A 12,328-nucleotide genomic window follows, 5' to 3' on the forward strand; every position below is an offset into this window, starting at 1 on the left:
AGGAAAGCCCGTTCTCCGGGCTTGGCCGAACCTCTTCAGGCGGCGCGTGCGATGGGAAGGCGGCGACAGCCGGTCTCGAACGCATGCAACCGGTTCCGGAAATGCTCCGCCGTCGCGCGGTCGAAGTCCAGACTCTCGGCCGGCGGCACATCGCCGCGGATCCGCATGTGGATCGCCACCCGGCCGTCATGCGTCAGGTGCAGGTCGAAGTCGCCGATCAGCCGATGGAGCCCTTCGCCTCCATCTTCGCCATGACGGGACCGGTAGAGCACCTGCAATCCACCCTCCCGTTCCACCAGTTCGACGGTACCGATGTCGGCCATGCGCCGTGCGAGCGCGTCGGCCTCGCCGCGCAGGCGGATGGCCACCCGGGAGAAAGCGGCACGAACATTCGCGTCGAGCGGTTCGTGGTCGAGAGCACGCTGGGCCGGGGCAACGGACCAGCGGTGGGACGAAACATCGCGATGCATCGGAAAAGGCACTCCTCGGGGGAGGCGTGGACGGGCCGATCCCGGCGCGTCTCCCATCCTTTCCCTTAGCATGCTGCACCGCAACGACAGGGCGCGACATATCGTCAACTGGTATGACCACTTGGCAGGCCTGCCGTGTCAATTGCGCGATCCAAGGCCCTCGGGCGGTCTCACGCATCGCCAGCGGTTCCCTGTCGGGCCGGGCGAAGCCGGCGGCATGGCCGGCACCGGTTTCGTTGTTCAGGCTCTGCCCGGACGGCAATGCCGCCATCGCACGGCGGATGGCATCTGGCGCAAGGCGGAGGGGGGGCATCGCTGCCCTCACCCCGTCCCCGCCACTGACCATACCGTAAAGGAGGAACGGCGGATTGACCCATCGGGACCAGCTCCCCTCACGCCTGTGCGCGAGCGGGCTGCATCGCCGGTTCGGCCCCTGGTGTCGCCACTCCGTCCGGCGCAGCTTCGGAAGCGGGCTCGCCGGGCTTCGGACCGGCGGCACGCAACTGCAACGCCCTGCCGAGCAGGTTGAACCAGAACTGGGATCCCAGAGCCGTGGCGCAGGCGGTGATCAGCCAGCCGGCCAGCGCCTCAAGCCATTTCATCGTCGATTGCGGCAGACCGCTGCCCCAGCCGACCGGCACCTGAAGGTCGTTCAGCTGTTTCTGGAGCGACGGTATCACTCCCGGCGGCTCCGGATTCGCCATGCCGGTGTTCGATCCTGCGTCGCCGGCCTGCGCCTTTTTCGCCTCCGCAATGATCTCTTCGGCACGGGTCACGGCCAATTCCCGGACCAGCGGCTGAGTCCAGAAGGTATGTGCGATCGCCAGCGTGTTGATATTGAGGCCCGCGGCGAGAACGAAGCCGAACATGAACAGGACGAGTTGGACGTTGCGCTTGTACCAGCCGCCCACACGGTCCATCGCCTCGTTGTACCAGGCTTCCAGCTCCGCGCGGAACTTGTCCGGATCGTTGCCGGCTATGCGCATCACCACGTCGAGCGGACCGGCCGAGGCACCGCCGCGCCCCACGCCTTGTTGTGCGGCGAGATCGGCCACCACCTTGGCAAAAGTCGACCCCGACAGGTAGGACGGCAGGCGCCCTCCCGACAGCCCGACGATGAGCGGGTGCTGGTAGAACATGCGGGCAAGCCCGGTCATGTGAGGGTCGTTGAGGAGCCCCTGGATCCCGGCGCGCAGATTGCGTCCACGCCAACTCGTGACGTTGGCGAGAATCTCCTGAAGCACGCTGCAGGCCAGCGAGGTCAGAAGGAAGACCAGCATCAATCCGATAGCGGTTTCGAGTATCGCTCCAAGCATCGTTCGCCTCTCCGGTGGGGGTCAGCCAATGGCGGGTTCCGAAACCCAGTCGCCGATGTTCCGGATGCCGGGAAGCCTCCAGAACAGCGAGGGCTTGCGTGAGGCCAGCGCATAGAGAGTGTTGCCCTGCCCATCCTTCCGGTCCGCGGACCACACCTCCCAGGGCCGATCTTGCGATTTCAGACAGAAGCTCAGCACGGTCTCGATGACGGTGGCGGACAGGCCCGTCGCCAGGACGAGGCCCGGCACGGTCCGGTAATCGAAGGCCGGGCTGGCCAGTTCGGCCAGCACCATGCGCATGTCCTTGTCGCTTGGCCGGTTGACGGCTGCCGGACTCCAGACGGCCGACAGGTCCCAGCCCTCGATCTGGTCACGGCGGATCAGGTCGGACAGGATGGCGAACTTCGCATAATCAAGGATCTTTTCCTTGCCAAGCCACAGGGCGAACTTGAGGACGCGCCGCATCAGCACGCCCTTCGACTGCTCCTCGATCAGTTTCGGGGCAATGGCTTCCAGACGGGCGCGGATGCGCGTTTGCAGCGCATCGAAATCCTGGTTGCCGATCTGCGGCCAAGGCGGAAGCTCGACCTCCTCCCTGGCGGAGCCGAACAGGGGGATGATCGTGAATTCCTTCGGATCGCTTGCCGATGTCGTCTGGAAATCGGGATTGGCCTTCGCCTTGTCCGGCCAAGCCTGGATGATCCCGTTGTCGGCCGGAAGCGTGAAGACCTCGCGCAGGAAGCGTTGGCAATTGCGGCGGCCGAGCTGGAAATCATGCGCCCGGAACTTCTCGTCGAGAAATCCACCGAAGCCGCCGAGCAGGCCGCAGGCGATCGCGTAGCGTTCCTCCCACTCTCCGTCCCCGGCCTTCACCGTCCGGTGCGGGGCGACGAGGTAGCGGCTGTAGACCGTGTCGGCGGCCGCCAGCAGAAGCTCGCCCGGCTTGAAGCGGGCTTGGTTCTTCAGAGCGGGGAAAAGAGCGCCGATGATCCCGGCCAATCCGGGAGAGGGCTTGTCGTCCGCAAGGAAGTCCGGCGGCTCCGGGAACGGATCGATCAGGATTACCGAACGGTCGGCTTCCCGTCCTTCCCGCGGATTGGCCTGACTCGGACTCTTGCGCAAGGTGCAGCGGGCATATTCGAACGGCTCGTTGTTGATCAGCCCGCCGTCGACATTGAGGAATTTGAAGATTTTGCCCGGCTCCGCCCCCCAGGGCTTCGGCCAGTTCGGCTCAACCGCGACGGTCGGAGGCACGTCGTACGGCCATTTGCGGGTACCCGATGCATAGGCGTCGAGGGCTGCCGAGACGTAGCGGGGGGAGAGTCCCAGGGGAAAGGCACCGGACGCCAGTGCCACTTCCCCGTAATCGAGCCACTCCTGCGGCGGCGTGTTTGATGTGAACAGGCTCGCGACGTTGAGCGTCAGGCCGCTGTCGCTGTCCGCGAAATCACTGGGATACGACGTCTTACCGAGGCCTTCGACGATGTAGTGGACACGGTCGCCATGGCTCATCATGCCGTGCGCGCCGCCGGTGAATTTCACCGAATAAGGCACGCCCCGGAGGTTGGACACCGTCATGTAGATGTGCAGTTTCTCCGCGATGTATGGAACCGGCGGCGCCTGCGGCGCGACCATCGTCAGGGCATGCTCCTTGATCCTGTCGAGCAGGGTGCAGTCGAGAATCGATGGGACGCGGCTGTCCTTCCCGAGATCCTGAAGGTCGTTCACGCTCAGCAGGTCGGGACCGCCTGCGCGGGACACCATGCACGGGTCGACGACCCAGGTCCGGTAGAGCGTCGGCAGAACGCACCGGTACTTCTGTTTGGAGACCCGGGGCGCATCGAATGGCTCGGGCTTCAGACCGCCGGCAAGCGCGGCGGCACCCAGGGCGCCGGTCAGGGAACCGGCCGAAGCACCCGATATGACCTTGATGACCACCGAATGGTTGGGCAGGGCGTCATCGGCTTCCGCGGCAAGCGCCTTCTCCCATTCGTCGAGGGCCTGAACGAGGAAATCCAAGACACCGGCGGAATAGGCTCCGGCGGAAATCGCCCCGGCCATGGTCAGGCCCAACTCGTATACGTGCTCCGAGCGTTGCTGCGCCATCATAGGTCTCCATCAGGACTGTCATACGCCGGGGCGCCCTGTTCAGCGGCGCCATGGACGCGCAACACGGCCCGCCATCTTTCCGCCGGCTTCCGGTTCGTCACACATCGGGTAAGGAGCTTGCGGTCAGACTCTGCCCAGGATCTTCGACTGCACGCTGACCATGGGGAACGCCGGGCCGGGATCCACCTTCCGATGAGGGGCCACGTCGTCGTGTCCGAGGACGTCGAGGAAGCCATACTGCGCGTTCAGGACTGTTCCGATGGCGACGACCGTCTCGATCTGCTCCGCGGTATAGCGATGCCAGCCGGCCGGCGACGACTCGTTCTTGTGCGTGGCGACAACCACGTCGTCGGCTTCGATCTTCCGGCCTGCCCAGTTGGTCCAGACTCCGGTTTCGCTCTTCTCCAACTTACCGGCATTCACGATCTCGATGCCGATGGAATAGGCATTCATGCCCTCCAGGTCGTTCCACTTGCTCTTCCCGGCATGCCAGGCAATACGGTTGAACGGCACCATCTGCGTGACGCTTCCATCACGGTCGACGACGAGGTGGGCCGATGCCTTTGCATCCGGGTTGGCCAGCCAACTGATGGCGCCGTTCGCGGAGGTGCCGGCGGTGAAATGCAGGATAAGGTAGAGGGGGCGAACGTTTCCTCCCATGTTCGGAGTGGCGGCAAGCGTGACCGGGATGCCGTCCTGATGCAGACGGTGCGTCTTGATACTGAAGGTCATGGTGCGAACGGTCTCCTCGGGGACAGTGCAGCAGCGAAATGGCTGTGAAATGACCGCAAGTTCAGGACAACGATGGCTCTTGGCCTTCTCGCGCCGGTGCAGTTCGGCAGTGCAAGCACATCCTGACGGCTGCTTATCCGGCAGCGTCCGAACCCATTGGCTTTGAAGGAGCTGACGTCAGGTACATAGCTTCCTCAGCCCTCCCGGATCGCCATTGAGCCTCCAGGGTGCTCACAGGCAATGAAAGCGGAGAAGGAACAGCTGGACCGCGATATGCAGATCGACAGACTAAGTCAAAGATAGACAGCAGACATTGAGTCTATTATCTCATTTTAACTTCAAGGTCAATGCGCCATCAGAATATGCCTGCAATATAACTGCATCCATTCGTATGGAATGCGTGGAGATAATATTTTGCCATTGGACTATCGGACGTTCACCACAAACTGAAATCGACTTCCAGGACAAGACATGGCGCATGGAAGGCGATGACTTCCTATCATCGCGCCGGTCCGGGGATCACCGTCGGGTCAGCCACACAACGCCGACGCCGGGGACATACGATCCCCGCCCGTGATGAGACGGGTCGTGAGCGGTACCCACCAAGCCGCCGTGAACGAATGCCGCCGCCGGCTGTTTCCCTTGCTGTCCCTCCCCGCCCGCACATGGTTCATGCCTCCCGCCCAAGCGTCCCAGACCGGCACCCCGTCCAGCAGCCAGCTTGCCGCCAGTCTCATCCGCAGGGAGAGGCAGCACGACCTGCTGGCCCGCTTCGGCATGGCCGCCCTGAAAAGCACCGACATCGGTACCCTGCTCCAGCAGGCGACCGCCCTGTGCGCGGAAGGGCTGGAGGCCGAGCTGTGCAAGGCCCTGGAATGGGTGAAGGAGCCGGACGGCGCCGAGCGCCTGCTGATCCGCGCCGGTGTCGGCTGGAGCCCCGGTGTGGTCGGACAGCGGTCGGTCGGCTCTGACCTCGCCTCCCCCGCCGGCTATGCGCTGAAGACCGGCGAGCCGGTCATTACCAACGACCTCGGCAGGGAGTCCCGCTTCCGCTGCCCTGCTCTACTGGCCGAACATGGGGTGAAACGCGCCATCAACGTCATCATCCGCGGCGAGGGCGAAGCCTTCGGCGTTCTGGAGGTCGACAGCCGCCGGGAGGGCCGCTTCGACACCGCCGACGCCGCTTTCCTCCAGGGGGTCGCCAACCTGCTGGGGGGCGCCATCGATCGCGCCCATGACGCCGCTGAGCGCCGCCGCACCGAAGCCCTGCTGCGCGAGAACGAGGCCCAGTTCCGCAGCCTTGCCGACCTGATCCCGCAGCTGACCTGGATGGCCGACGCCGGCGGTGCGGTCTATTGGTACAACCGCCGCTGGTATGAATATACCGGCGCCATGCCGGGCGAGACGGAGGGCTGGAACTGGCGGAGCGTCCACCACCCCGACCATGTCGACCGCGCCTCCGACGGCTTCTTCCGCGCCATCCGCTCAGGGGAGCCGTGGGAGGACACTTTCCCCCTGCGCGACAAGGACGGCGAATACCGCTGGTTCCTCTCCCGCGCCGTGCCGGTGCGCGGCCAGGATGGGCGCATCCTGCGCTGGCTCGGCACCAACACCGACGTCACCGAACAGCGCAAGGCCGAATCACGGATCATGGAGGCGGAACGCCGCCTGCAACTGGCACTGCGCGCCGCCCGGATCGGCGCATGGTCGTGGAACCTGGAGGAGGACCGCATCGAGGCCGACGCCCGGCTGCGCGAGATCTTCGACTTCTCCGCGGATCAGCCGATCTGCGGCGACGACGTGACCGGCCGCGTCCATCCCGACGACCAGCCGCGGATCGGCGAGATCATCGACACCGCCCGGCGGGAACGCGGCGAGTACGACGCCGAATTCCGCATCCTGCCGCCGTCGGGCGAGACCCGCTGGGCGGTGGCGCGCGGCGTCGTGACCGACAGCACGCCGGAACGCAGCCTGACCCTGATCGGCGTCACCTGGGACACCACCGACGCCAAGCGGGCCGAGGAGAAGCTGCGCCTCAGCGAGGAGCGCTTCCGCTCGCTGGTGGAGGCGACCGCCGCCATCGTCTGGAACACCTCCGGCGCCGGCCGCTTCGACTCTCCGCAGCCGAGCTGGAGCAGCTTCACCGGCCAGACCTTCGAGGAGCTGACGGGCACCGGTTGGGTCGAGGCCATCCATCCCGACGACCGCCCCCACACCGCCGAAGCCTGGCGGGCGGCGCGGACCGGGCGGACAATCTACAAGGCCGAACACCGGCTGCGCCGTTATGACGGCGTCTATCGCGACATGCTGGTCCGCGCCGTGCCCCTGCTGGATGCCGCCGGTACGGTTCAGGAATGGGTCGGCGTCCACACCGACATCACCACCCGCCGCCGCGCCGAGGAGGCGCTGCGCGAGACGGAGGAGCGCTACCGGCTGGCGGCGCAGGCCACCAACGACGCCATCTGGGACTGGAACCTGTCGGCCGACCGCATCCACTGGAACGAGGCGGTGCGCACCCTCTTCGGCTATGGCGCCGACGCGACCGAGACTTCCGCCTCCTGGTGGATGGACCACATCCACCCCGACGACCAGGACCATGTGGTGACCGGCATCCATGCGGTGATCGACGGCGGCGGCACGCGCTGGAACGACGAATACCGTTTCCGCCGCGCCGACGGCAGCTATGCCAGCATCCTCGACCGCGGCTTCGTCCTGCGCAGCCCGATCGGCCAGCCCCTGCGCATGATCGGCGCCATGCAGGACATCAGCGTGCGCAAGCGGGTGGAGGAGGAGCTGGAGGCCGCCCGCCTCGCCGCCGAGGAGGCCAACCGGGCCAAGAGCCTGTTCATCGCCAACATGAGCCACGAGCTGCGCACGCCCTTGAGCGCCGTCATCGGCTACACGGAGATGCTGGAGGAGGAGCTGGCCGACCTCGGCGTCGACAGCATGCTGCCCGACCTGGAGAAGATCGAGGCGAACGCCCGCCATCTGCTGAACCTGATCAACGGCGTCCTCGACATCTCCAAGATCGAGGCCGGCAAGATGGAGGTGCATGGCGAGGACGCCGACATCGCCGACCTGACGCGCGAGGTGGCGGCAACGGTCGAAGCGCTGGTATCGAAGAAAGGCAACCGGCTGGCGGTGGAGGTGGCGGACGGGCTCGGCGCCATGCACACCGACGTGGTGAAGGTGCGCCAGTGCCTGTTCAACCTGCTGAGCAACGCTGCGAAATTCACCGAGAACGGCACCATCACTTTGTCGGTCGAACGCGCCACCCCCCACCCGCAGAACGCGGATGACGCCACGCCCACCGACATGGTCGTCTTCCGCGTCATCGACACCGGCATCGGCATGACGCCGGACCAGGTCCGCCGGCTGTTCGAGCGCTTCATGCAGGCCGACAGCTCCACCACCCGCCGCTTCGGCGGGACCGGGCTCGGGCTGGCGATCACCAAGGCCTTCGCCGACATGCTGGGCGGCGAGATCGCTGTCGATACCGCGTCTGGCAAGGGCACCAGCTTCACGCTCCGCCTTCCCGCCGATCTGCGGCATGGCCGGCTGCCGGGAGCCGCCGATGCCGACCCGCTGCGGGTGGAGGAGGTCACGCCATCCCAGGCTGCGCGCGAGACGATCCTGATCATCGACGACGAGCAGGCGATGCGCGAACTGCTCGCCCGCTTCCTGCATCGCGAGGGCTTCGGCGTGGCACTGGCCGCCGACGGGCAGACGGGCCTGTCGATCGCCCGGCAAATCCGCCCGCGCGCCATCCTGCTCGACGTGATGATGCCGCGGACCGACGGCTGGTCGGTGCTGTCGGTGCTGAAGGCCGAGCCGGACCTCGCCGACATTCCCGTCATCATCATCTCGTCGCGCCGGGAGAAAGGGTTGGCCCTGTCGCTGGGGGCCGCCGATTACTTCACCAAGCCGGTGGACTGGCAGCGCCTGCACCGGGTGCTGAGCGGCCTCAGCGGGCAAGCACCCGGCACGGCGCTGGTGCTGATGGAGGCGGACGAGACCCGCACCCTGCTGGCTGCCGAACTGGGCCGCGACGGCTGGCAGATCGGCGAGGCCGAAACGGAGGAGGAGGCGTTCCGCCGTCTCGCCGCCGCCATCCCGACCGTGATCCTGCTCGACCCCGTCATGGCCGGGCTGGACGGCTTCGCCTTCCTGAAGGCTCTGTCCCGCAATCCGGACTGGAGCCGCATCCCGGTGATCGTCGTGGCCGCGCAGGAGATCGGACGCGACGAGACCGAGGAACTGCGCGGCCGGGTACAGGACATCATCCCGATGGCGGAGGATGGAGCGGACGGGGTGATCGAGGAGTTGAAGGAAGCGATCGCACGCCTGCGCCCCACCCCGTCCGAGCGGGGCACGGCGGCCGGCGTGACGGACGGAACAGGAGGTACCGATGGCTAAGCTATTGCTGGTCGAGGATCACGAGGAAATCTGGGACTTCCTGTCGCGCCGGCTGAAGCGGCGCGGGTTCGACGTCGTTCTCGCCTTCGACGGCCGGCAGGGGGTGGACATGGCGCGCAACGAGCGGCCGGACGTCATCCTGCTCGACATGAACCTGCCGGTCATCGACGGCTGGACCGCCGCCCGCGAACTGAAGGAGGGGGAGGAGACCGCCGGCATCCCGATCATCGCGCTGACCGCCCACGCCATGTCCGGCGACCGCGAGAAGACCTTGCAGGCGGGCTGCGACGACTATCACCCCAAGCCCGTCGATTTCTCCCGCCTGCTGACCCAGATCGACACCGCCATGCAGCGCCGGCCGCAGCCGGCCGGGGAGTAGCCGCAGGATGACTCAAGACCTCCAGACCGGCTTTCTGAAACGCCTGTTCGGCGGCGCGCCGAAGGCTCCCCTCCCGGAGGTCGCCCCCGCGGCTGATCCCGCACCGCCGAAGCCCCGCCTGGGCCACGAGCCGGCGCTGCACGCCATGCTGGCCCGGCAAATCCTCGACGCCCATCTGCGCAACCGCCACCAGCTGCTCGACCGCGCGCCCACCGATTTCCGGACCGCCGGCCCGGAGGAGACCCATCTGCTGGTCCTGGCCATGGCCGCTGCCGCCCACGCCGACGGCGAACTGGATGCAACGGACCGCGGCCGGATCCGCAGCAGGCTCCGCACCAGCAGCTTGGACGAGGAGGCCCGCACCGAGCTTGAGCGGATGGTGGAGGAACCGCAATGCCTGGAGGAGTTGGTCCGCCGCATCGACAGCCCACGGTTGGCCGCGCGCTTCTACGCCGTGTCCCTGGCGACGGTGGACAAGAACGCGCCGATCAACCGCTCCTATCTGCGCTACCTGGCCCAGCGCCTGGGCCTTCCCGCCGATCTGGTGGTCCGGCTGAACCGGCAGATGGGGTTGAGGCTGTAGGCTCCCCGCCCCTCACACATCCTGCCCGCCGGCGCTGAGTTCGCTCAGCGCCTCACGGATCGTGTCGGTGTCCAGCAGCAGCCGGCGCGAAATGTCGCTCAGCGTCACCCAGCCGACCACCTGTCCGCCCTCGTCCAGCACCGGCAGGCGCCGCACGTGATAGGCGCCCATGATGTCCATGGCGGTGGCCAGCGTGTCGGTGTCGCGGCAGATGAACAGCGAACTGGACATCACATCGCGCACCCGCACCCGCGTGTTGTCGCCACCCTCCGCCACCACGCGGAACAGGATGTCGCGGTCGGTGACGATGCCGACCAGATCGTCGGCCGATCCGACCGGCAGGGCACCGACATCCAGTTCCCCCATCAGCGTCGCGGCTTCCTGCACGGTGGCCTCCGGCGAGATGAACTCCAGCGCTTTCGCCATGATCTGGGAAACCAGCACGGTCGTGATCCTTACTGTTGGGGCTTGGAGAACGGAGCCCCCTTCCCGTTGTTCCTTGGCCTCGCTCACCCGTTCAGCGGCCAGACCGTCACGATCAGCCCGGTGCCCAGCGCCAGGATGATCAGCGACAGCGGCACGCCCAGCCGGGGATAGTCGCCGAACCGGTAGCCGCCGGGCCCCATCACCAGCGTGTTGCACTGGTGGCCGATGGGCGTCAGGAAATCGCTGCCGGCACCGACCGCCACCGCCATCAGGAACGGGTCGGGGCTCAGCCCGAGCTGCTGCGCCACACCGGCCCCGATGGGCGCCATCACCAGGACGGTCGCCGCATTGTTCAGGAAGGGCGTCACCGCCATCGCCGCCGCCATGATCAGCGTGACGCAGGCCACCGCCGGCAGGCCGCGCGCGGCGTCGGCCAGCAGGGTGGAGATCACCTGCGTCGCCCCGGTGCTCTCCAGCGTGCCGCTGACCGGGATCAGGGCGGCCAGCAGGACGATGATCGGCCATTCCACCGCGTGATAGGCATCCTCGACGCTCAGCACACCGGTGACGATCATCGCCGTCGCCGCCGCCAAAAAGGTGACCGCCAGCGGCGCCAGATGGAAGGCAAGGACCAGCATCGTGATGATCAAGATCCCCACCGGCACCCAGACCGGCCGCCGCCGGCCGATCTGCAGGCGCCGTTCCGCCAGCGGGATCAGGCCGACATCGGCCAGCGCGTCGGGATAGCGCTCGGCCGGGACCTGCAACAGCAGCAGGTCGCCCTCGCGGAACATCACATGATGCAGGCGTCGTCCGATCCGCTCGCCCGTCCGGCTGATCGCCAGCAGGCTGACGCCGAAACGCCGCCTGAGGTCGAGATGCCGGTCCGAATTGCCGGCCAGCGGCGAATCCGGTGTCACCACCGCCTCCACCGCCAGCAGTTCGCCCTCCCCCTCCTCCAGGATGCCCAGCGGCTCCAGCGAGGCGCCCTGGACGAGGCGTTGCAGCGCCGGGGCATCGCCCTCCAGCACCAGCACGTCGTCGGCCATCAGGGTCCAATGCCTGTCGGGCACATAGCGGCGGAAGCGCTCGCGGATCAGGCCGATCACCTGCGCCTCACCCTCCGCCAGCGCCTCCACCTCGCCGACGGTGCGCCCGACGAAGGAGGAACCGGCCGGCAGCCTCATCTCGCTGGCGTAATTCTCGACCGCGAAGGTCTCCTCCGCCGACCGGGCGCCGCTGCGGTCCTGCGGCAGCAGGCGCCAGCCGACCATCAGGAACAGCAGCCCGACGATCGTGATGCCCAGCCCGACCGGCAGATAGTCGAACATGGCGAAGGGCTGGCCGACGATCTCCGTCCGCACGCGGGATACGATGATGTTGGGGGAGGTGCCGACCAGCGTCATCAGCCCGCCCATCAGCGAGGCGAAGGCCATCGGCATCAGCACCCGGTGCGCCCCCGTCCGGTGCCGCCGCGCCAGCTGCATGGTGATCGGCAGGAAGATGGCGAGCGCACCGATGTTCTTCATCAGTGCCGACATGAAGGCGACCGACCCGCAGAGGAAGGCGATCTGCCGCGTCGGCGTGCTGAGCTTCGCCGCCACCGGACGCACCAGCGCGTCGATCACCCCCGACCGGGCGATCCCGGCGCTGACGATCAGGGCGGAGGCGATGATGATGACGATGTCGTCGGCGAAGCCGGAAAAGGCCTCCTTCGCCGGGATCAGCCCGAGGAAAACGCCAGCCAGCAGGGCCAGCACCGCAACCACGTCGAACCGCCATCTGTTCCAGACCAGCATCGCCACCACGATGCCCACCAGCGCGAAGGACATGAACTGCTGAAAGGTCATCGGGTGCCCGCTCGTTGAGGTCGCCGGAGGGTAACCCCGCGTCCCCC

Annotated in this window: 9 protein-coding genes; 3 read left to right on the plus strand and 6 right to left on the minus strand. The window is 67.0% G+C overall.

Annotated elements, in window-relative coordinates; translation table 11 throughout:
* Positions 1-35: 35 nt before the first annotated feature.
* The 4 genes from J2848_RS17655 to J2848_RS17670 form a co-directional block, all read right to left on the minus strand.
* A complete protein-coding gene (locus J2848_RS17655) occupies positions 36-470 on the minus strand; it encodes a hypothetical protein (RefSeq protein ID WP_246193937.1) in 435 nt (144 codons plus the stop codon).
* 392 nt (positions 471-862) lie between these two features.
* Complete coding sequence (locus J2848_RS17660) at positions 863-1,750, minus strand: hypothetical protein (protein ID WP_149232184.1); 888 nt, start codon at positions 1,748-1,750, stop codon at positions 863-865.
* Positions 1,751-1,807: 57 nt separating this feature from the next.
* The gene (locus J2848_RS17665; protein WP_149232183.1) at positions 1,808-3,892 is read right to left on the minus strand and encodes a hypothetical protein; all 2,085 of its coding nucleotides are present in this window, start codon (positions 3,890-3,892) and stop codon (positions 1,808-1,810) included.
* 126 nt (positions 3,893-4,018) lie between these two features.
* Complete coding sequence (locus J2848_RS17670) at positions 4,019-4,627, minus strand: N-acetylmuramoyl-L-alanine amidase (protein ID WP_149232182.1); 609 nt, start codon at positions 4,625-4,627, stop codon at positions 4,019-4,021.
* A gap of 588 nt (positions 4,628-5,215) precedes the next feature.
* Here J2848_RS17670 and J2848_RS17675 point away from each other — a divergent pair.
* Genes J2848_RS17675 through J2848_RS17685 form a run of 3 tightly spaced genes read left to right on the plus strand, consistent with a single transcriptional unit; the run spans position 5,216 to position 10,005 of the window.
* Positions 5,216-9,043, plus strand: a complete 3,828-nt coding sequence (locus J2848_RS17675; protein WP_246193936.1) for a PAS domain-containing protein — start codon at positions 5,216-5,218, stop codon at positions 9,041-9,043.
* Positions 9,036-9,422: a response regulator gene (locus J2848_RS17680; RefSeq protein WP_149232181.1), complete on the plus strand. Its 387-nt coding sequence runs from the start codon at positions 9,036-9,038 to the stop codon at positions 9,420-9,422. Before J2848_RS17675 ends, J2848_RS17680 begins: the two co-directional genes overlap by 8 nt.
* 7 nt (positions 9,423-9,429) lie before the next feature.
* Positions 9,430-10,005: a DUF533 domain-containing protein gene (locus J2848_RS17685; RefSeq protein WP_149232180.1), complete on the plus strand. Its 576-nt coding sequence runs from the start codon at positions 9,430-9,432 to the stop codon at positions 10,003-10,005.
* A 12-nt stretch (positions 10,006-10,017) separates the two neighbouring features.
* Here J2848_RS17685 and J2848_RS17690 read toward each other — a convergent pair whose 3' ends face one another.
* Both J2848_RS17690 and J2848_RS17695 read right to left on the minus strand, forming a co-directional pair.
* The gene (locus J2848_RS17690) at positions 10,018-10,449 is read right to left on the minus strand and encodes a CBS domain-containing protein (RefSeq protein WP_246193935.1); all 432 of its coding nucleotides are present in this window, start codon (positions 10,447-10,449) and stop codon (positions 10,018-10,020) included.
* Between the two features lie 65 nt (positions 10,450-10,514).
* Positions 10,515-12,281 (minus strand): SLC13 family permease, encoded by a 1,767-nt coding sequence (locus J2848_RS17695; protein WP_149232179.1) that lies wholly within the window; start codon positions 12,279-12,281, stop codon positions 10,515-10,517.
* Positions 12,282-12,328: the final 47 nt, after the last annotated feature.

The sequence above is a fragment of the Azospirillum lipoferum genome (assembly GCF_024170005.1).
Classification (GTDB): domain Bacteria; phylum Pseudomonadota; class Alphaproteobacteria; order Azospirillales; family Azospirillaceae; genus Azospirillum; species Azospirillum lipoferum.

Bases quoted from the DNA above. Each gene is read 5' to 3' on its own strand.
- J2848_RS17680 (WP_149232181.1), top strand. From the start codon at position 9,036: ATGGCTAAGCTATTGCTGGTCGAGGATCACGAGGAAATCTGGGACTTC.
- J2848_RS17670 (WP_149232182.1), bottom strand. From the start codon at position 4,627: ATGACCTTCAGTATCAAGACGCACCGTCTGCATCAGGACGGCATCCCG.
- J2848_RS17655 (WP_246193937.1), bottom strand. From the start codon at position 470: ATGCATCGCGATGTTTCGTCCCACCGCTGGTCCGTTGCCCCGGCCCAG.
- J2848_RS17665 (WP_149232183.1), bottom strand. From the start codon at position 3,892: ATGGCGCAGCAACGCTCGGAGCACGTATACGAGTTGGGCCTGACCATG.
- J2848_RS17695 (WP_149232179.1), bottom strand. From the start codon at position 12,281: ATGACCTTTCAGCAGTTCATGTCCTTCGCGCTGGTGGGCATCGTGGTG.
- J2848_RS17685 (WP_149232180.1), top strand. From the start codon at position 9,430: ATGACTCAAGACCTCCAGACCGGCTTTCTGAAACGCCTGTTCGGCGGC.
- J2848_RS17660 (WP_149232184.1), bottom strand. From the start codon at position 1,750: ATGCTGGTCTTCCTTCTGACCTCGCTGGCCTGCAGCGTGCTTCAGGAG.